The organism is Xylanibacter ruminicola Ga6B6 (genome assembly GCF_000687715.1).
Classification (GTDB): Bacteria; Bacteroidota; Bacteroidia; order Bacteroidales; family Bacteroidaceae; genus Prevotella; species Prevotella ruminicola_B.
Genome location: NZ_JHXD01000009.1, coordinates 24,091 through 44,902, shown reverse-complemented (window position 1 = coordinate 44,902; position 20,812 = coordinate 24,091). Strand labels below are relative to the sequence as shown.

General features: G+C 49.1%; 19 protein-coding genes. 8 read left to right on the top strand and 11 right to left on the bottom strand.

Annotation, left to right across the window (positions count from 1 at the left end; genetic code table 11):
- The first annotated feature begins 4 nt into the window (after positions 1 to 4).
- Positions 5 to 214, top strand: coding sequence for a helix-turn-helix domain-containing protein (locus T500_RS0107220; protein WP_028907554.1), 210 nt, complete (start codon positions 5 to 7; stop codon positions 212 to 214).
- Positions 215 to 330: 116 nt separating this feature from the next.
- Here T500_RS0107220 and T500_RS0107215 read toward each other — a convergent pair whose 3' ends face one another.
- Together T500_RS0107215 and T500_RS16370 are read right to left on the bottom strand one after the other, a co-directional pair.
- Positions 331 to 1,227 carry a DMT family transporter gene (locus T500_RS0107215; RefSeq protein ID WP_028907553.1) on the bottom strand — a complete coding sequence of 299 codons (897 nt, stop codon included), beginning with the start codon at positions 1,225 to 1,227 and terminating at the stop codon, positions 331 to 333.
- Positions 1,202 to 1,669 carry a hypothetical protein gene (locus T500_RS16370; RefSeq protein ID WP_051611941.1) on the bottom strand — a complete coding sequence of 156 codons (468 nt, stop codon included), beginning with the start codon at positions 1,667 to 1,669 and terminating at the stop codon, positions 1,202 to 1,204. Before T500_RS16370 ends, T500_RS0107215 begins: the two co-directional genes overlap by 26 nt.
- A gap of 78 nt (positions 1,670 to 1,747) precedes the next feature.
- Between T500_RS16370 and ligA the strand changes: the two genes are divergently transcribed.
- Positions 1,748 to 3,772 carry an NAD-dependent DNA ligase LigA gene (ligA, locus tag T500_RS0107205; RefSeq protein ID WP_028907552.1) on the top strand — a complete coding sequence of 675 codons (2,025 nt, stop codon included), beginning with the start codon at positions 1,748 to 1,750 and terminating at the stop codon, positions 3,770 to 3,772.
- Here the strand turns inward: ligA and T500_RS0107200 are convergent.
- Complete coding sequence (locus T500_RS0107200; RefSeq protein WP_155267473.1) at positions 3,769 to 4,767, bottom strand: hypothetical protein; 999 nt, start codon at positions 4,765 to 4,767, stop codon at positions 3,769 to 3,771. The genes ligA and T500_RS0107200 overlap by 4 nt on opposite strands.
- A gap of 113 nt (positions 4,768 to 4,880) precedes the next feature.
- Here T500_RS0107200 and T500_RS0107195 point away from each other — a divergent pair, with 113 nt between their 5' ends.
- Both T500_RS0107195 and trmD read left to right on the top strand, forming a co-directional pair.
- Positions 4,881 to 5,726 (top strand): patatin family protein, encoded by an 846-nt coding sequence (locus T500_RS0107195; RefSeq protein WP_028907550.1) that lies wholly within the window; start codon positions 4,881 to 4,883, stop codon positions 5,724 to 5,726.
- Positions 5,723 to 6,403, top strand: coding sequence for a tRNA (guanosine(37)-N1)-methyltransferase TrmD (gene trmD / locus T500_RS0107190; RefSeq protein WP_028907549.1), 681 nt, complete (start codon positions 5,723 to 5,725; stop codon positions 6,401 to 6,403). Before T500_RS0107195 ends, trmD begins: the two co-directional genes overlap by 4 nt.
- Before the next feature lie 36 nt (positions 6,404 to 6,439).
- Here the strand turns inward: trmD and trpS are convergent, their stop codons facing one another.
- Positions 6,440 to 7,528, bottom strand: coding sequence for a tryptophan--tRNA ligase (trpS, locus tag T500_RS0107185; RefSeq protein ID WP_028907548.1), 1,089 nt, complete (start codon positions 7,526 to 7,528; stop codon positions 6,440 to 6,442).
- A gap of 162 nt (positions 7,529 to 7,690) precedes the next feature.
- On the opposite strand from trpS, the gene T500_RS0107180 reads away from it, so the two are divergent.
- From T500_RS0107180 to T500_RS0107165, 4 genes are read left to right on the top strand one after another with little or no spacing between them, the layout of a single operon-like run.
- Entirely contained in the window at positions 7,691 to 9,088 is a 1,398-nt protein-coding gene (locus T500_RS0107180) for an aminopeptidase P family protein (protein ID WP_028907547.1), read from the top strand.
- Positions 9,084 to 10,316: an aminopeptidase C gene (locus tag T500_RS0107175; protein ID WP_262502942.1), complete on the top strand. Its 1,233-nt coding sequence runs from the start codon at positions 9,084 to 9,086 to the stop codon at positions 10,314 to 10,316. Before T500_RS0107180 ends, T500_RS0107175 begins: the two co-directional genes overlap by 5 nt.
- Positions 10,316 to 12,037, top strand: coding sequence for a single-stranded-DNA-specific exonuclease RecJ (gene recJ / locus T500_RS0107170; RefSeq protein ID WP_013063106.1), 1,722 nt, complete (start codon positions 10,316 to 10,318; stop codon positions 12,035 to 12,037). Before T500_RS0107175 ends, recJ begins: the two co-directional genes overlap by 1 nt.
- 15 nt (positions 12,038 to 12,052) lie before the next feature.
- A complete protein-coding gene (locus T500_RS0107165) occupies positions 12,053 to 13,960 on the top strand; it encodes an ATP-dependent DNA helicase RecQ (protein WP_028907545.1) in 1,908 nt (635 codons plus the stop codon).
- A gap of 1 nt (position 13,961) precedes the next feature.
- On the opposite strand, the gene T500_RS15420 is transcribed toward T500_RS0107165, so the two are convergent.
- The 7 genes from T500_RS15420 to T500_RS0107130 form a co-directional block, all read right to left on the bottom strand.
- Complete coding sequence (locus T500_RS15420; protein WP_036908747.1) at positions 13,962 to 15,413, bottom strand: amidophosphoribosyltransferase; 1,452 nt, start codon at positions 15,411 to 15,413, stop codon at positions 13,962 to 13,964.
- Between the two features lie 5 nt (positions 15,414 to 15,418).
- Positions 15,419 to 15,883: a MaoC family dehydratase gene (locus T500_RS0107155; RefSeq protein WP_013065248.1), complete on the bottom strand. Its 465-nt coding sequence runs from the start codon at positions 15,881 to 15,883 to the stop codon at positions 15,419 to 15,421.
- 54 nt (positions 15,884 to 15,937) lie between these two features.
- Complete coding sequence (ilvC, locus tag T500_RS0107150) at positions 15,938 to 16,987, bottom strand: ketol-acid reductoisomerase (RefSeq protein ID WP_028904416.1); 1,050 nt, start codon at positions 16,985 to 16,987, stop codon at positions 15,938 to 15,940.
- Positions 16,988 to 17,202: 215 nt separating this feature from the next.
- Positions 17,203 to 17,649 carry a GAF domain-containing protein gene (locus tag T500_RS0107145; RefSeq protein ID WP_028907544.1) on the bottom strand — a complete coding sequence of 149 codons (447 nt, stop codon included), beginning with the start codon at positions 17,647 to 17,649 and terminating at the stop codon, positions 17,203 to 17,205.
- A gap of 27 nt (positions 17,650 to 17,676) precedes the next feature.
- On the bottom strand, positions 17,677 to 18,384 hold the full coding sequence (locus T500_RS0107140) for an SDR family NAD(P)-dependent oxidoreductase (RefSeq protein WP_028907543.1): 708 nt from the start codon (positions 18,382 to 18,384) through the stop codon (positions 17,677 to 17,679).
- Positions 18,377 to 19,780 carry an aminopeptidase C gene (locus T500_RS0107135; protein WP_028907542.1) on the bottom strand — a complete coding sequence of 468 codons (1,404 nt, stop codon included), beginning with the start codon at positions 19,778 to 19,780 and terminating at the stop codon, positions 18,377 to 18,379. Before T500_RS0107135 ends, T500_RS0107140 begins: the two co-directional genes overlap by 8 nt.
- A gap of 4 nt (positions 19,781 to 19,784) precedes the next feature.
- The gene (locus T500_RS0107130) at positions 19,785 to 20,666 is read right to left on the bottom strand and encodes a M48 family metallopeptidase (protein WP_028907541.1); all 882 of its coding nucleotides are present in this window, start codon (positions 20,664 to 20,666) and stop codon (positions 19,785 to 19,787) included.
- Between the last annotated feature and the right edge of the window lie 146 nt (positions 20,667 to 20,812).

Genomic DNA, 20,812 nt, shown 5'->3' with positions numbered 1-20,812 from the left:
GCCTATGGGACAAATAGTAGTAAACTTAGACGTTGAGATGGCCAAGCGAAAAATGTCGCTCAGCGAACTGGCTGAGCGCGTAGGACTTACGCTTGCCAACCTCTCGATACTGAAGACGGGTAAGGCCAAGGCCATCCGCTTCAGCACACTCGAAGCTATCTGCCGTGAGCTGGGCTGTCAGCCAGGCGATATATTAGAGTATAGAAACGAATAATCACAATTAAACGTTATAGAGTTATGTTACAGGTAATTATCGATTATTTCATCTGGAGCCTCATTTTTGTAGTTTATACATTATTAATGATGGCAAAGATAGTATTCAAAGTATAACTATTTTTCCTTGGCGGTGACTACTGTAACAATGTAGGCACTAATGAGCACCAAGGCGCCAGCTACGGGCTTATCCCAGGTTATGACATCCTGTCCCAGAAGGATAGCCACAAACGAGGCGATAACGGGTTGCAGGTTGGTATAGATACTTACCGTTGTGGCCTGCAGATACTTCATGGCAAAGGGAATGAGGAAGAAACCAAAGGCTGTGGCACCAATCACGATAAAGGCCATCTCGGCTACACCATCCCAGCCCCACGCTGGGGTATAAAGGGCGTTGGCAGAGAGTTCAGGCCAAGCGATGGGCACGGTAACGATGGCTGAAATAAGGAACACATACTTCATCTGGGTAACGGGTGAATACTTGGAGGCCACATTGCGGGTGATAATGAGATAGATGGCCCAGGTAAGTACACTCAGAATGGCAAGTACGATACCAATAAGATCGTTCTTACCCGACCCCATCGACTGACTCATTAACACCATCAACACAGCGCCTGCTATACCCAACAACACACCTATAGATTTCATAGGCGTAATCTTCTCGCCAATGGTGAGTGCCGCACAAAGCATTACCGCAACAGGGGTAAGTGTGGCTATAAGCGAGAAGTAAACCGGGCTGGTATAATCGAGCGACCAGGCAGTAAGGGTTTGTGAAACTACAAATCCAAGCAAACCACCTAACAATATGGTTATCAAGTCCTTACGTTCAACCTTCTTCTTAGGCAAAAAGGCCGCAATCGCCCAAAACACGATACAAGCTCCCAAAGAACGAGAGGCCATATAGCCCATAGGGGTAACCCACTCATCGAGCAACAGTTTGGTTACAGGAACACCTAATCCGAAGATGGTGTTGGCTAAAAAGATAGCGCTATGCGCTTGGAGTTTTTTGTTCATACAATTTGATTCTTTCTTTGATTGACATTTTGGTGTATTGGCGCCATTCAGTGGCCTTGCCATTCGCCAGATAAGTAAGATCGTTCATGTGGCGATAGGCCTCCAGCTCGAAGGGATTCACCAGGTAAGCGCCATGCTTTAGCTGCCGATTGGCAGGCAAGGCCTTGAGCCAGTACCATATATATAATAGGTAGAAGCGCCACCACGAATCGCCACACGACTGGGCTTGGCGCAGATGAATCATCTCGTGGTTCTTCATCTCTTGATGATGACCAAATAGATCGGCCTCAGCTTGCGACGGGGTAAGGATATGTCCAAAGAACGTGAGCCCCTCGAACCCTTTCCGCATCCAGAAAGAGTTTACCACAGCAGGCATATCCTGTACCTTACTGGGACGAACCGCACGCCACATGATGGGCACCACACGAAACATCATCCACATAACGATTGCAAAATTACACTATTTTTTTGGTTCGTACAAAAAAAAATAGTAAATTTGCAACCAATAATTATTTTAATCATGGACGAAATTAAACGTATTGAACAGCTCCGCAAAGAGCTGCACGAGCATAATTACAAATACTACGTGCTGAACCAGCCTATTATAGGCGACCAGGAGTTCGACTTTATGATGCACGAACTGCAGGACCTGGAGGCTAAGCACCCTGAGATGGCGGACCCAAATTCGCCCACCCAACGCGTGGGTAGCGACCTGAACGAAGAGTTCCGACAGGTGGAGCATAAATACCCCATGCTATCGCTGGCCAACACCTACAACGAGCAGGATGTGGCCGACTGGTACGAGAGCGTGAAGAAAGGCCTGGCGGGCGAGGATTTTGAGGTGTGCTGCGAAATGAAATACGACGGACTGTCGATTTCACTTACCTACGTGGATGGCAAGCTGACACAGGCCGTGACACGTGGCGATGGTGTGCATGGCGACGATGTGACCACGAATGTAAAAACCATACGAAGCATACCTTTGGTACTTACACCACCTGCTGCCGGCGACTTGTTTGCTGCCCCAGCCTACCCTCGCGAATTTGAGATTCGTGGCGAGATTCTGATGCCTTGGAGCGTGTTTGAACGCCTTAACAAGGAGCGCGAAGAGGCCGAGGAGCCCTTGTTCGCCAACCCACGAAACGCAGCAAGCGGCACATTGAAGAGTCAGAAGTCGAGCTTGGTAGCAAGCCGCCAGTTGGATGCCTACTTGTATTATCTGCTAGGCGAAGAGCTGCCTGCCGAGGGACACTTTGAGAATCTGGAAGTGGCTCGACAGTGGGGCTTTAAGATCTCGGAGGGTATGAAGAAGGTAAAAACGCTGCAGGAGATTTACGACTTCATCAACTACTGGGACACCGAGCGCAAAAAACTGCCTGTAGCAACAGATGGTATTGTGCTGAAAGTAAACTCTATCCGTCAGCAACGTGCCTTAGGCTTTACAGCCAAGAGTCCACGTTGGGCCATCGCTTATAAGTTCAAGGCCGAGCGTGTTTGCACCCGCCTGAACGAGGTTACCTATCAAGTGGGCCGTACTGGCGCCATCACCCCAGTGGCCAACATGGATCCTGTACAATTGGCAGGCACAACAGTTAAGCGCGCCACCCTTAACAACGAGGATTTTATCAAGAGTTTCGACCTGCATATTGGCGACTACGTATATGTAGAGAAGGGTGGCGAGATTATCCCCAAAATTGTTGGTGTGGATATCGATCAGCGCCCCATCATCGCCCAGCCCGTTGAGTTTATTAAGCGTTGTCCTGAATGCGGCACTCCATTGGTCCGCTACGAGGGCGAGGCTGCGTGGTATTGTCCCAATGATAGCGGTTGTCCGCCACAAATCAAGGGTCGTATCGAGCACTTTATTGCCCGCAAGGCCATGAATATCGATTCACTGGGTCCCGAGACGGTGGATGATTACTACCGCCACGGACTGATACATAACATTGCCGACCTGTATGACATTGATGTGCAGCAGATTAATGGCGATGGCAGTCGCACCAAGTCGGCCCAGCGCGTGGTTAATGGCATCGCAGCTTCGAAAGAAGTACCTTTCGAGCGTGTAGTATTCGCCCTTGGCATCCGCTTTGTTGGCGAAACATCGGCTAAACTGCTGGCACGCCACTTTAAGAATATCGATGCGCTGATGAATGCCGGCATTGAGGAGTTGCAGGAGATTGAGGGTATAGGCGAGGTGATGGCCAAGAGTATTATCACCTACTTCCATAACGAGGAGAACCTGAAGATTGTGGAGCGACTGAGAGGTTATGGTTTGCAGATGGAACTATCTGAGGCTCAGACGGCTAACATATCTGATAAGCTTGCAGGACAAAGCATTGTGATTAGTGGTGTGTTTACCCATCACAGCCGTGATGAGTACAAGACCATCATCGAGCAGAATGGTGGTAAAAACGTAGGTAGCATCAGCAGCAAAACATCGTTTATACTGGCTGGCGAGAATATGGGACCATCAAAACTGCAGAAGGCAGAGAAGCTGGGAATTAAGATTATGAGCGAGGAGGAATTCCTAGAGATGATAGGTTAATCCTCATCCCAATAACTGATAGTGCGTGTCTGGACGACTTCCATCGTCTGGGCACGCTGTCCTTTTAGCCAGTTGGTAATGTGCAGCTGGTTGCGAGTCCAGTTATCGTTGTCGTCACGTTCCTGTATGTCGTATTTCATCGTTACGCTCATAATGCACTCATTGTCCTTGTCGAAGGCTTTCTGACTCTGCTGAACCATCTCTCCATCATCATTCCACTTGTAATCAGTAACCAGTTTCAAACCTGAAACTGTGTTTGTCTGAATTGTGCGCTTCAGATTACCCTCGTCGTTATACTCGTAGGTAATCAGCTTTTTCTCGCCACCCTCGGTAGTGGTAGCCGAGATCAGATAGCCCACCTGATTATACTTACGTTCTGTGAGTTCGGCCGATTCTATCTTACCCATCTCGTCGAAATGCTCAATGGGATTCTCGGCCACAGGATTCTCAGTAATCACCTCCTGCACAAATCCTTTCAGGCCCATATTCGACACATCTTTATAATATGGGGCCATATTCAGATAATAGTAGGTGATGGAGTGCGCCCCATTCTCGTGGAGCGTCACACTCTGACGGATATAGCCGTATTCGGTCAGGATATAGAGCGAGCCATCACCCTTGGCCTTAAAGTTACCCCACTCGCGCTGCAGCTTACCCAGCAAATACTTCTGATTACGCTCGAAAAGTTCGCGGGTGCGATAAGGACCACAGGTTACAGTAGCCTCACTGAGCAGTTTAGTTTTTTCGTTTACCGTTACCTCAAGGCGAGCATCCTTAATACCATAAAAGTCGCCCGTAAAATGATAGGTACCCTCTTCTTCGTCGTCATTCTCAACAGGTACAAATCCCACGCTTTTAAGTGCAGGTATAAACGCCGAATCGGTACCCTCCAAAGGTGCATCCATCATGGTCACACACTTGGGATCATAGATAGCTTGAGCACAAACCATCAGCGACGTCATAAACGATACAACCAATAATGCTATCCTATTCATAACTGCTGCAAAAATAAGTAGAAAAAGCGAAATCGCCAAATAATCAACATAATTTTTGTTATTTCTTAATTCTTATTTCTTAATTCTTAATTAAAATAATTATCTTTGCACCCATGAAAAAGGGACTGGTATTAGAAGGAGGCGCTATGCGCGGGCTGTTTACGGCAGGCATCATCGATGTGATGATGGAAGCCAGGATTGAGCCCGACGGACTAATTGGTGTCTCGGCAGGAGCAGCCTTTGGCTGCAATTACAAGAGTCGTCAGATAGGGCGCGCCATACGCTACAACAAGGCATTTGCCCACGACAGCCGGTTCTGTTCGTGGCAGTCATTGTTGAAATCGGGCGATCTCTACAATGCCGAGTTCGGCTACCATGTAATCCCTACCAAATATGACGTGTTTGACAATGCGGCCTACGATGCCAACCCCATGGAGTTCATCGCCGTTTGCACGGATGTCGAGACGGGTAAGGCGGTATATAAGAGTCTGCCGAAAGTGACACCCACCACCTACGACTGGATTCGCGCCTCGGCCTCGATGCCACTGGTATCGAAGGTGGTTGAGTTGGAAGGCATGAAGGTGCTGGATGGCGGTGTGGCCGACTCGATACCACTAGAGTATTTTGAAAGTATCGGCTACGAGAAGAATCTGGTGATACTCACCCAGCCCGACGGCTACGTGAAAGAGCACAACAAGCTGATGCCGCTGATGCGCATAGCGCTCAGAAAATATCCGAAGATGATAGAGGCGATGGACCAGCGACACGTGATGTACAACCAGCAACTATCGTATGTGTATCAGGCAGAGTCAACGGGACGAGCATTGGTGATACGTCCCGACGAGAAACTGCCCATCGGACATATCTCACACAACCCTGACGAGATGCAGCGTGTGTATGATATTGGCCGACAAACAGGCATGAAGTATATAGAACGAATTAAAGCATTTTTTAGATGAGAATAGATATTATAACCGTACTGCCAGAGATGTTGGAAGGCTTTGTACACGAGTCGATTCTGGCTAGAGCAGAGAAAAAGGGATTGGCAGAAATCCGTTTGCACAACCTGAGAGACTACACACTTGACAAATGGCGCCGCGTGGATGACTACCCATACGGTGGTAGCGCAGGTATGGTGATGCAGTGCGAGCCTATCGACCGTTGTATCACAGCCCTGAAAGCCGAGCGCGACTATGATGAGGTGATATTCACCTCGCCCGACGGTGAGCGTTTCGACCAGCATATGGCCAACGACCTCTCCATGAAGGGCAACCTCATCATATTGGCCGGCCACTATAAAGGTATCGACCAGCGTATTCGTGAGCATCTGATTACCAAGGAGATTTCGATCGGCGACTTTGTGCTGACGGGTGGTGAACTGGTAGCAGCCATGATTGCTGATGCCATCGTGAGAGTGGTGCCTGGCGTGATTGGCGACGAACAGAGTGCACTGAGCGATTGCTTCCAGGATGATATTCTGGCAGCACCTATCTACACCCGCCCTGCCGACTACAAGGGCTGGAAAGTGCCCGAGATACTGCTGAGCGGTAACGAAGCAAAAATACGCGAATGGGAATTTGAACAGGCCATGGAGCGTACACGCCGTCTCCGTCCCGACTTACTAAAAGAGAAATAACAAAAATGGTGCTCGAGTTGAGCACCATTTTTGTTTTTATTTTGCGAAACGCTCAGCTTGCTGACGGATAAGCTCGGCATCGTTGAAATAATCGATACGCATGGCCTTGCGAACCTCGTCCATGGTCTGGGCGCCAACCTCGCGAGCCTGCTCTGTACCCTTCTTCAGGATATTGTAAATCTCAGGGATATCCTTCTCGAACTCAGCACGACGCTGGCGCATGGGCTCCAGGAACTGGTTGAGCACCTGATTCAGGAACTTCTTGCACTTCATATCGCCCAGACCGCCACGACGGTAGTGATCCTTCAGCTCGTCGAGATTCTGATACTCAGGCAGGAAGTTGGCAAAATCCTCATCGGTAGAGAAAGCGTCGAGATAAGTAAACACAGCGTTGCCCTCTACGTGACCAGGATCGTTCAGGTTCACGTGCTCAGGGTCGGTGTACATAGAGCGCACCTTCTGCCATACATCCTCGGCTGTATCAGAGAGGTAGATGCAGTTGCCCAGCGACTTCGACATCTTCTCCTTACCATCAGTACCAGGCAAGCGGCGTGCTGTGAGGTTCTCGGGCAGCATGATGTTAGGCTCAACCAATACAGGTGCATAAATCTGATTGAAACGGCGAACCAACTCGCGAGTTACCTCGAGCATAGGCTCCTGGTCTTCACCTGCAGGAACGGTAGTGGCCTTGAACAGGGTGATATCGGCAGCCTGCGATACAGGGTAGCAGAAGAATCCGAGAGGAATACTCTCGCCCTCGAAACCACGCATCTTTACCTCGGTCTTAACAGTTGGGTTGCGCTGTACACGACTAACCGAAACCAGGTTCATCAGATAGGTGGTAAGCTCGGCCAGCTCAGGAATCTGACTCTGGATAAAGAGCGTACACTTCTCAGGATCGAGACCTGCAGCCAGGTAGTCGAGTGCTACCTCGATGATATTTTGGCGAATTTTCTCAGGATTATCAGCATTATCAGTCAGAGCCTGCACATCGGCCATAAACACAAACATGCGATCAAAATCGCCCTGATTCTGCAATTGAACACGACGACGGAGTGAACCGACATAGTGTCCAAGGTGAAGTTTACCAGTGGGACGGTCGCCCGTCAAAATTACTTTTCCCATATGTCTTTTAGTCTTATTTTTCTAATTTTGCGTGCAAAGGTACGAAATAAATTCTACTAATCTGCATAATTATTGTAAAAAATAGGAGTAAAGGGATGGCTTTTTGATAAATAATGTGTATCTTTGCCGACAAATTGATAAAATTAAACGTATTTTCGACAAATGTTTAGCATAGATACTTATATTAAGAGACGCGAAGAACTGAAGAAACTCGTAGGCGAAGGAGTTATTATTCTGTTTGGAAACAACGATGCACCGGTTAATTATCCGGCCAACGCTTATGCTCCTATGCGACAGGATTCTTCTTTTCTTTACTACTTCGGACAGCACCGCGACGGACTGGTAGGTGTGATTGATATCGACAACAACGAAGAGATGATTTTTGGCGATGATATCGACGTAGAGGATATCGTATGGATGGGCTTTACCCCATCGGTAGCCGATCTGGCTGCTGAGGTTGGCGTAAAGAAGACAGCCCCCATGAAGGAACTGGCTACATATATCCATAACCTCTCACCCAACACTAAATATCACTTCCTACCCCCATACCGTTTCGATACCAAGATACAGATTATGGACCTGCTGGGCATTCATCCCAACCAGCAGAAGGAGCAGGCCTCGCTGCAGCTGATTAAGGCTGTAGTAAAAATGCGCGCCACCAAGGAGCCACAGGAGATTGAGGCTATTGAGCGTGCCTGCGAGGTGGGCTATATGATGCATACCACAGCCCAGAAGCTGATTCGTCCAGGTGTAACCGAGCGTTATATCGGCGGACAGGTGGACGGTATCGCCCGCAGTCTGGCTCAGGGTACCAGCTTTGCAACTATCTTCAGCCAGCATGGCGAGATTATGCACGGCAACCCATCGGATGCTAAACTGGAAGCTGGCCGACTGGCTCTTTGCGATGCAGGATGCGAACTGGACGACTATTGCTCGGACCACACCCGTACCATGCCAGTTAACGGTAAGTTCAGTCAGCGCCAGTTAGAAATCTACTCGATTGTAGAGGCCTGTCACGATTATGCCATCGAGGTGGCTAAACCAGGCGTAAAATATATGGATGTACACTTTGCAGTATGCCGACTGATGACAGAGCGCCTGAAGGAGCTCGGTTTGATGAAGGGTGATACCGACGAGGCCGTTCGTGCCGGCGCCCATGCCATGTTCCTGCCTCACGGACTGGGACACATGATGGGTATGGACGTTCACGACATGGAAGGACTGGGTCAGATTTACGTAGGTTTTGACGAGGAGACACGTCCTAACCTCAAGCAGTTTGGTACCAACTGTCTGCGTATGGGCCGCAAGCTTGAAGAGGGCTTTGTAATTACCGACGAGCCTGGTATCTATTTTATTCCACAGCTCATCGACGAATGGAAAGCCAGCGGACACTGCAAGGAGTTCCTGAACTTCGACAAGCTCGAGACCTACAAGGACTTTGGCGGTATTCGTATCGAGGACGACATCCTGATTACCAAGGACGGCTGCCGATTCCTGGGCAAAAACAGAATTCCTTACCACCCCAAGGATGTTGAGGAGTTTATGGCTATGAATAATTAATAAATTAAAAAATAAAAACAAAATGAAGAAAATGACAACACTTGCACTCGTGGCTATCATGGCCTTGAGTGCTTCGGCAGCCAAGAAAAAGGCGCCTGCAAAGGATGCGAACAAGCCCGTGTTCACTACCATCAAGGAGAACCCTATCACAAGCATTAAGGATCAGAACCGTTCGGGTACGTGCTGGGACTACTCTACCCTCTCTTTCTTTGAGGCTGAGATCCTGAAGGCAACAGGTAAGAGTTACGACCTCGACGAGTCGTTCGTAGCCAACAAGACTTACATGGAGCGTGCTATCCAGGTTGTTCGCTATCACGGCGACTGCCAGTTTGCTCAGGGTGGATCGGCAGAGGACGTGCTCGCCACCATGAAGACTCATGGTATCATTCCACAGGGTATCATGCCTTTCCCAGGCTCGCTGTATGGCGACTCACTGAACAACTTCAACGAGTTCTTTGGTCAGCTTGAGCCATACGTTGCTGCTATTGCCAAGAGTAGCGCTCGCAAGATTTCTAACCAGTGGAAGGTTGGATTGCAGGGTATCCTGGATGCTTATCTGGGCAAGTGCCCTGAGAAATTCACTTTCGAGGGCAAGGAGTATACTCCAAAGAGCTTCATGGCTTCGTTAGACATCAACCTCGACGATTATGTTAGCATTACTAGCTATACTCACCACCCCTTCTACTCTACTTTCGCTGTAGAGGTACAGGACAACTGGCGTTTCCCACAGAGCTACAACCTGCCAATGGACGAGATGATGCGCGTGATCGACAACGCTGTTGAGAACGGTTACACCATCGCTTGGGGCGGCGACGTATCAGAAGAGGGATTCACACGTAACGGCCTGGCTTATGCCGTTGACGGTAAGGCTGCTCAGAGCCTCGCTGGTAGCGATATGGCTCGCTGGCTGAATCTGGCTCAGGACAAGAAGCGTAACATCATCGACTCACTGGGTTGCAAGGTGCCTGAGGTTAAGCCTACACAGGAGATGCGACAGGAGCGTTTCGACAACTGGGAGCTGACCGACGACCACGGTATGCTGATTTACGGTGTTGCCAAGGATCAGTATGGTAAGGAGTATTATCTGGTGAAGAACTCTTGGGGCGAGACTGGTGCCTACAAGGGAATCTGGTATATGACAAAGGATTACATCGCTCTGAACACGATGGACTTCCTGATTAATAAGAATGCTATTCCTGCCGACATACGTAAAAAGTTAGGTATCTAATGCATTTTAAGTGGAATTACCAACCACCTACATCAGAACAACAGACGGCGGCTAAGGAGCTTGGAGAGAAAATCGGCATGAGTCCGATACTCGCCAATCTCCTTATCCAGCGAGGCATCAAAACGGAGAGCGCTGCCAAGCGCTTCTTCCGTCCGATGCTAAACGAGCTGATAGATCCGTTCCTGATGAACGACATGGATGTGGCGGTAGACAGGCTCAACGATGCGATGGGGCGCAAAGAGCGTATCATGGTCTACGGCGACTACGATGTCGATGGATGTACGGCGGTAGCCTTGGTGTACAAATTCCTGCAGCAGTTCTATTCAAACATCGAATATTACATCCCCGACCGCTATGAAGAGGGATACGGTATCAGCAAGAAGGGACTACATTATGCTGCAGAAAAAGGCATCAAGCTCATTATTGTACTGGATTGCGGTATCAAGGCCATCGAAGAGATTGCCTATGCCAAGAGTCTGGGCATTGATTTCATCATTTGCGACCACCACGTGCCCGATGATGAGTTGCCCAATGCTGTCGCGATACTCAACCCCAAGCGCGAAGATTCCACCTACCCATTCAAAGACCTGTGTGGATGCGGTGTAGGTTTTAAATTTATGCAGGCATTTGCCAAGAACAATGGCATCCCATTCTCGCGACTGATACCACTGCTCGATTTCTGTGCTGTAAGTATTGCAGCTGATATCGTGCCTATCATGGGTGAGAACCGTATTCTGGCCTACCACGGACTGAAACAGCTGAACCAGAGCCCGTCGGTGGGCTTAAAGGCTATTATTGATATCTGTGGCTTGACCGGACGCGAAATCACCATGAGTGATATCGTATTCAAGATTGGTCCACGTATCAATGCATCAGGACGTATGCAGAATGGTACCGAGGCTGTCGACCTGCTGGTTGAGAAAGACCTGAACAAGGCACTGGCCGAGGCGAACCATATTAACGAGTACAACGAGCAGCGTAAGGATGTTGACAAGCAGATGACCGAAGAGGCCAACCAGATTGTAGAAAAGCTGGAGAGCCAGAAGCATCACGCCAGTATCGTGCTTTACGATGAGAACTGGAAAAAGGGTGTAATCGGCATTGTAGCTTCGCGACTCACCGAACTCTACTACCGCCCCACGGTAGTACTCACCAAGTTCAACGGTATTGCTACAGGTTCGGCCCGCAGTGTGGCTGGCTACGATGTGTATGATGCCATCAAGAGCTGTCGCGATTTGCTTGAGAACTTTGGCGGTCACACCTATGCTGTAGGTCTTTCGCTCAAGATCGAGAACATCCCTGAGTTCCGCAGCCGCTTCCAGAAATACGTGATGGAGCACATTCAGCCAGAACAGACTGAGGCGACACTCGATATCGATGCGGTTATCGACTTTAAGGATGTTACCAAGCGCCTGCACAACGACCTGAAGAAGTTTGCACCTCATGGTCCCGATAATCCCAAACCACTGTTCTGTACACGCAATGTTTACGATTACGGAACCTCAAAGGTAGTGGGCCGTCAGCAGGAGCACATCAAACTCGAGCTGGTTGATTCTAAATCAAGCAACGTGCTCAATGGCATTGCCTTCGGACAGAGCGCATCGGCACGCTACATCAAATCAAAGCGTTCGTTCGATATTGTCTACACTATCGAAGATAATATCTACAAGCGCACTGAAGTGCAGCTGCAGATAGAAGATATTCAGCCTTCTGAGGAATAATTAATCATTTGACAATTGACAATTGATAATTATAGGGAGATTCTTCATCGCTACTGGGGCTACGATGATTTCCGCGGTATTCAGCGCGAAATCATCGAGTCTATCGGTAGTGGCCACGATACATTAGGACTGATGCCTACTGGTGGTGGTAAATCCATTACCTTCCAGGTTCCAGCTTTGGCACACGAGGGCACTTGCATTGTAATTACCCCTCTGATAGCCCTGATGAAAGACCAGGTTGAGAATCTGCGCCGCAGAGGTATCAAAGCAGCCGCTATCTACAGCGGACTTACCCACGAGGAAATCATTGTAACACTCGAAAACGCCATCTTTGGCGCCATCAAGCTGCTCTATGTTTCGCCAGAGCGACTCTCATCCGACTTGTTCCAGACCAAGCTCCACCACATGAAGGTGAGCTTTATTACGGTTGACGAAGCCCACTGTATTTCGCAATGGGGTTACGATTTCCGTCCCTCTTATCTGCAGATAGCAAAGATACGCAGTCTGGTGCCTGGTGTGCCCGTATTGGCACTCACTGCCACTGCCACCCCTCAGGTCGTTGATGATATCCAAGCAAAACTGTCAGGCGACTTCTCTGTGTTCAAGATGAGTTTTGAGCGCAAGAATCTGGCTTATGTGGTAAGGCACGCTGAGGATAAGACAGAACAGCTGATACACATTCTAAAACACGTAAATGGCTCGGCTATTGTGTATGCCCGCAGTCGCCTGCGCACCAAGGAGTTTGCACAGATAATCAGCGAAGCTGGTATTACAGCCACATTCTATCATGCAGGCCTTGATGCCAGCACGAAAGATGAGCGACAGCGCGAGTGGCAGGAAAACAAGTATCGTGTAATGGTGGCTACCAACGCCTTTGGCATGGGTATCGACAAGCCCGATGTGCGTGTGGTGATACATATGGATTGTCCGGATAGTATCGAGGCCTATTTCCAGGAGGCAGGTCGTGCTGGTCGCGATGGTTTCAAGGCATATGCTGTACTTTTGTATAACCGCCACGACGAAACCAAACTTAAAAAGCGCATTACCGACACCTTCCCTGATAAGGATTACATCCGCCAGGTTTATGAGCATCTGGCCTATTATTATCAGATAGGTGTGGGCTCAGGTTTTAACCATACGTTCGAGTTTAATATCGATAAGTTCTGCCACAACTTCAACCACTTCCCTATCCGAGTTGATTCGGCCCTTAAGATTCTGCAGCGCGCAGGCTATCTGGAATATACTGAGGAGCAGGACAACAAGGCACGCGTAAAGTTTACCGTGAGCCGTAGCGATCTGTATCGTTTGGAGAACAACAGTCCGAACGAAGACGCTATCATCACAGCCCTGCTGCGCAATTACGGCGGACTGTTTACCGATTACAATTTTATCGACGAAGCTTTCCTGGCGCAGGCCACCAACTTAAAGCCCCAGCAGGTTTATCTGGTGCTTAAGAGTTTGTCGCAGCGCCATATCCTGCACTTTATCCCACAAAAAAAGACGCCTTACATCCGCTACACCCAGCGCCGCGAGGATAAGGAGTTTATACAGCTGATGCCTGAGGTGTACGAAGAGCGCAAAGTACAGTTTGAAGCACATATTCAGGCCATGATCCGCTACGCTACCAACGATAAGGTGTGTCGTAGCCGACAGCTGTTACGCTATTTTGGCGAGGAGAACGATCATAATTGCGAGCAGTGCGATGTTTGTCTGGCTCATCGCGCTGAGGGGATGGTGATTGAAGCCCGTCTAAATGCAGCAGCCAAGAAAATTCTGCAGTTGTTGGATGATGGCAAGCCCCACTTTATTACCGAATTAAAAAGCATCGAGCTGCCCGTAAGCGAACTCGATGCTGCAATTGAATATCTCACAGACGAAGAATATATCATCCGACTGGAGGATGGATGTATCGCGAAGTCTTAAATCAGAAATCTAACTTAAGCTGACGCTCGTCTTCTTTATCATGCTCGTGGCAGTAGCTGCTGCCATCAAAGCAGTGTGTGCACACGCGGCACTTGTCCATACCAATGCTCTTAACCAGATCCTCAAGCTTAGCAAACTTCAGCGAGGTCAGGCCCAGACGCTTGGCAATCTCATCTACCATACGCTTGTACTCAGGTGAATCGGTGGTAGCATACTTCTCCAGATTCTTCTTATCGTCGCCCTCAAAGTCCTTGATGATACGGCGTGTAATCAACTCCATATCGCTCTTTGATGAGGTAAAGCCGATGAATGGACAACCGTAAACCAGTGGTGGACAAGAGATACGGCAATGCACCTCTTTAGCGCCATACTCAAAGAAAGTCTTTACGTTATCCTTGAGCTGTGTACCACGTACGATAGAGTCGTCGCAGAATACCACGCGCTGATCCTTCAGTAAAGCTGGGTTAGGTATCAGTTTCATCTTAGCCACCAGCGAACGGCGCTCCTGGTTGCCAGGAGTAAACGAACGGGGCCAGGTTGGTGTATACTTCAATACGGCACGCTTGTAAGGTACGCCCTTACCCTCGGCATAACCGAGTGCCATACCAACACCCGAATCGGGCACACCGCAAACGCAGTCAACCTCAGTTTCATCCCTCTCACCCATCATCTTACCATTGGTCTCACGTACGTTTTCTACGTTGATACCATTATAATCTGATGCGGGGAAACCATAGTAAACCCAAAGGAACGAGCAGATCTGCTCACGTTTCCAAGGCTCCTGCAGTACCTCCAGCTTATCGGCAGTAAGATATACAATCTCACCAGGACCAAGGTCACGAACACGCTTATAGTCGAGATTGGGGAAACTGGTAGTCTCGCTACTTACGGCATAGGCGCCATCCTTCTGTCCGATAACGATAGGTGTGCGGCCCAGGAAGTCGCGGGCAGCAATAATACCCTTCTCGGTCAGAATCAGCATCGAGCACGATCCCTCAATCTTTTTGTAAACCAGGTTGATACCTTCAACAAATGTGCGACCCATATTAATAAGCAGGGCCACCAGCTCTGTCTGGTTGATGGTATTGGCCGAGTACTCACTAAAGTGCATGCGGCGATCCAGCAGCTCTTGTGCAATCTCCTCCAGGTTGTTAATCTTAGCTACGGTAACTACGGCATAGCGGCCTAAGTGCGAGTTAACGAGTATGGGTTGTGGGTCGGTATCGCTAATTACGCCAAGACCCTGTTTTCCTGAAAACGAGTCGAGTTCATCCTCAAACTTAGAGCGGAAATAATCACGCTCCAGGTTATGGATTTTACGACTAAAACCTTTCTCCTCATCAAATGTTACCAGTCCTGCACGCTTGGTACCCAGGTGCGAATTATAATCGGTGCCGTAGAACAAATCGTTTACACAGCACTTTGTGGAAATGGTTCCAAAAAATCCACCCATACCTATTAATTAAAATAATACAGGAACGATGCGATACCCTCGAGTGCGGGTTTGCGCTGTCCCTCGATTTCAATTCTGAACTCAATCTCTGCCTTACAGATACCACGCAGGTTCTGAATGTTGTGCAATTTGGTTACCAAACGTACCTTTGAGCCTGTGATAACTGGCTGTCCGAATCGCATCTTGTCCATTCCGTAGTTAACCAGCATCTTAATGTTGTTCACCTCGATAATCTGGTCCCACATATAGGGCAACAGCGACAGGGTCAGATAGCCGTGAGCGATAGTGCTCTGATACTGACTCTCCTTCTTGGCGCGCTCCACGTCAACGTGAATCCACTGATGATCCAGTGTAGCGTCGGCAAAAAGATTAATACGGTCTTGGTCTACTTGCAGCCAGTCAGAAGCGCCGAGCTCCTCACCCAAGTGGGCTGCGAATTCATCGTACGAATTAATTACTAATTTTCCCATATCATATTTAAAAATGAATCACGGGGATGCGTGTGCACCCCCGTGATTGTAGTGTTATACGTCTTGGTTCTCAGGACGCAGCTTACGTACGGTCTCGCCAGCACGCCACATTTCCTGATTACGCATAGCCTCCAACTCTTTCTCCAGTCCGGCGCGGTAGTCGGGCTTCGAGTTAGCGTCGATGGTAATCTGAGCCTCGTTACCCGTCTGTACCGAGTAGTACAACCACTCCATAACGGGCTTGATAGCATCGTGGAATCGTGGAGCCCAGTCGAGAGCACCGCGCTGTGCGGTGGTCGAGCAGTTAGCATACATCCAGTCCATACCCTTAGCACCGAAGAGAGGGCCAAGGCTCTGGGTCAATTCCTCTACAGTTTCATTGAAAGCCTCTGAGGGAGAGTGTCCGTGCTCGCGCAGTACCTCGTACTGAGCCAGCAGCAGTCCCTGAATGGCACCCATCAACGAACCACGCTCACCAGTCAAGTCTGATGTAGCCTCGCGCTCGAAGGTGGTCTCAAACATATATCCAGCACCAATACCGATACCAAAGGCCAGAGTCTTCTCCTTAGCATTACCAGTAGCATCCTGGTAAACAGCATATGAGCAGTTCAAACCACGACCCTCGCAGAACATAGTGCGCAGGCTGGTACCACTACCCTTAGGTGCAACCATAATCACGTCAACATCCTTTGGAGGAACTACACCTGTACGATCGCTCCAGTTGATGGCGAAACCGTGGCTGTAATAAAGAGTCTTGCCAGGCTTCAGATACTGTTTGATGGTGGGCCACTGCTGAATCTGACCAGCATCAGAGAGCAGCATGCAAAGAATAGTACCCTTCTCAGCGGCTTCCTCGATTGAGAACAGAGTCTCGCCAGGAACCCAACCGTCGGCCACAGCCTTGTCGTAGGTCTTGCCAGGGCGCTGACCCACAATCACATTAAATCCGTTATCACGCAGGTTGCAGGCCTGGCCTGGTCCCTGAACGCCATAACCGATTACAGCGATGGTCTCATTTTTCAATACTTCACGTGCTTTCTCAAGTGAGAACTCTTTGCTGGTGACAACAGTTTCTGTTACGCCACCGAAATTCATTTGTGCCATATAGCTTTAAATTTTTACTCGGCTCGCCAATAAGTTTGCCAAGGAGTTGTACTTAATCCCTGCGTTCCGTGCCAGCCCTACCCGAGAGCCGTCGTCTTGTCAGTTCGCTCCCACCCTACACGAGGATGCGACTTGGGCGTTAACTATTTAAATCGGGTGCAAATTTAAGCATTTCTGCCCACACTGCCAAAAATTTCTCTGCGTTTTTTTATTTTTTATTCGAACACCTTGACAATCTCTTCCAGCCACTGCTTGTCAACCTCATCGAATGTTGCCAAATCCTTGCTATCGATGTCGAGTACAGCTATAATTTCGCCTTCGGCCGATCTTACTGGCACAACAATTTCCGAACGCGACTCGCTGCTGCAAGCGATATGACCAGGGAACTGTTCTACATCGGGCACCACAATGGTCTCGCCCTGTTTCCACGAGGTTCCGCATACACCCTTGCCATAGCCGATATGCATGCAGGCCACAGGTCCCTGGAATGGACCCAGTACCAACTCGCCGTTCTGTACACGATAGAATCCTGTCCACCAGAATCCCATCTCCAAATATATGGCTGCAGCCACATTAGCCATCACAGCCACCTGATCGGTCTCACCAGCGCTCAGCGCCTTGATCTGCTGCTGCAGCAACTGGTATTTCTCTACCTTATTCATTATAATATAGTTTAGTTTTAATCGATTTTACAATTTGATTCTACGCCAGATGCATCTGGGTATTCTGCGCCAAACGGCAGTCAGGATGCGATATTTCCAGTCGATCACACGAATGTGCTTATGATGTTCGATGGCACTCACAATCTCGCGTGCCACAGCCTGTGGCTTCAGCATCATGGGATAGTGGAACGTACCACTCAACAGGGCCGTATCCACAAAACCAGGACGGATATCGGTAAACCTGATATCGAGCTTTCGGGCGTTGGCCTGCTGCTCTAAAGCCTGCAGATACACATTCTGCATGGCTTTGGTTGCCGAATAGGCTGGTGCCGGACCAAGTCCTTTGGTACCAGCGATAGAGGTGATAGCAGCGATATGTCCCCTGCCCTGCTGGGCAAAATAGCGATAGGCACAGCCTATCATACGGGTAAAGCCCAAGCCATTGGTCTCAACAGTAGCCAACTCGATATCGGGCGTTAGTTCACGGTTCTGCTTTCCGATACCCGAAGCATAGAAAAACAAATCCATTCCCCCCAAACGCTCAACCAGCTGCATCAGCTTATCGGGTGCATCAGCACTGGTTACATCAATCTGCTCCACATCGGCGGCGCCAATGGTTTGCAACAGGTCTAAACGACGAGCGGCCACGCCTACCGTCCAGCCTCGCTGGATGAATAGACGGGCCACTTCGAGTCCGATACCTGATGAGGCGCCTACAATAATAGCTTTACTCATCGGGCAAGAACAATGGGTCCTCGGGCATTACCATTACTGGCTTGGTGTTGTATGCCTTCAGCAACTTCTCTGAAACATACTTTTTATTTACAACCAGTCGGAACATATACTCACGGAACCAGTCGGCAGTCATAATCAGGCAGCCCTGCTGACCGTTGGTAGCACCCCACGAGTTCTCAACCTTCCACTTAATGGGTTTGCCCTGCTTATCCAGGTCGACAGCAGTCAACGTCATAGCGTGGGTAGAACCACTGTCAAAGGTAGAAATACGCTGAGCCTTGTCCATCTTAAAGGTGGTTCCGAATACCGATCCGTAGTCGAAATTATCTAACGAAGCATAGCCACGTTTACGATCCAGCAGTTTGCCAACATCGTACGAGCTGTACATCTTACGGCCATCCTTCAGCGAGGCGATAGCCAGCTGCTCAATCTCCTCCATAGGCAGGTTCAGATAGCGCCAGTTGCTTCCATCATAGGTGTGGCGATCGTACTCTACCTCGTAAGTCTTGTAGTACTCACGACGTGGGTCGTTCATCACCATGATAAAGGTGCCGTTCAGCTCGCCACCTACTACCTCCTGATAGAAACTCAGTGGGGTGTACTCCTTGGCTTCGCCTAACTGGCGACCGTTCTTATCGTGGAAAGCATAGGTGAACTTCTCAACGGGAACGCCCAGTGTCAGCTTCAGCATACGATAGATCTGAGCCAGCATCTCGGTCTTTGCCTTCTGGATATCGGCAGCACTCTTTTTCTTAGCTACCATATCACGCAGCTGGAGTCCAAACTCACGCAGTTTCGACGAAATCAGACTGCGAGCCTTCGAGGTGTTCTCGCTAGTAAAGCTCTCAGGCATGATCTCTGAGGGAACCAGTCCGTATTTGGGTGCCAGGTCGGCCACACCGCAGAAAGTACCACCATCACCAATAGGCGACTGGAAGAAGAACTGCACACGCTGATCGTCCATAGGCTTCTTGGCAGTATCAATCACGCCCTGAAGCATCAGGTTCGACTTCTCCAACTGATCCCAGAAGAACAGATAAGCCTGTGAGAACTCGATGCTTACAGAATCGGCCTGAGCCATATAGTTTGAACGCAGCACGTTCAGTCCGCTGAACATCCAGCAACGGCCAGATGATTTCTGATCGGTAATCGACTGCTTACGGGTTTCAACCGAGAAATGAGTGTCGATAGGCAGGGCGGCCACCTTGTAGTTCTTGGCCAGCGCATCAATGCTCATACCATAGATGGCATTGGCGATAACACGCTCCTTACCACACTGTTTCTGTTCCTTCTGGATTTCCTGTAACATCTGGGCAGAGATGCCTCCACCCTGTGTCTGCGCCTGTGCCATCATTGCGCAGGCAGCAAACGCAATAGTAATTGTACTTCTATTCATTTATTTACTTCTTTTTTGTAGTTTTTTTAGTTGTAGTCTTTTTTGTGGTGGTTGTCTTCTTAGCCGTAGTGGTGGTCTTTGGCTTGTAGTACTTCTTAGCCTCGGGCAACCAACCCTGAATATTCTTGATACGGGTAGCATCTGATGGGTGATCGCTCAGGAACTCAGATGTGTTGCTGGTGCTGGCCGATGCCATACGCTGCCAGAAAGTAACAGCAGCTTCAGGATTATAACCTGCCATCGCAGCAAAAATCAAACCCATGTAATCAGCCTCGCTCTCATGGCTACGCGAGTATTTAAGATTAAACAAGTTGATACCAGAGCTAACCACAGCCTGGCCGACGGCAACGGTATTGCTGCCTACACCCAGAATGCTGGCCAGAGCACCTGCTCCCTGCACACCATACTGCTGCTTGATCTGGGTGCTCATCTGCTCGGCAGAGTGACGTGCTACAGCGTGGGCAATCTCATGTCCAAGCACGATAGCCAACGAAGCCTCGTCCTGTGTGATAGGCAAGATACCTTCGTAAACCACAATCAGTCCGCCAGGCATACACCATGCGTTGGCCTGCTTATCGGCCACCAGGTTAAACTGCCACTTGTAGTTCTGCACATCGTTCTGCATACCGTTAGCATTCAGATAGCTTACCACAGCGTTGGCCAGATTCTGTCCCACACGCTTAACCATAGCGGTTTTGGTGGCATCGGTAGAAAGCTTGGCAGTTTTCATAAACTCCTGATACTGCTGGGTCGACAGACTCAGCATCTCACCATCGCTAACCATCAGATTCTGCTTGCGACCTGTGATAGGCACAGTACTTGTGGTACCGCAGCTAACCAGCAGAGCGGCAACCATCGACATCAGTAAAAACTTAATATTCTTCATACCTTTTATGCTATTATTTGGTTATAATCATTTTCAGCGTGCAAAGTAAGCAAAAAAAATCGACATTTGCAAATTTTAAGCATAAAAATAGAGACATTCCCAAAGGAATGCCTCTATAAAGAATGACCAATAATAACTAAAAAACT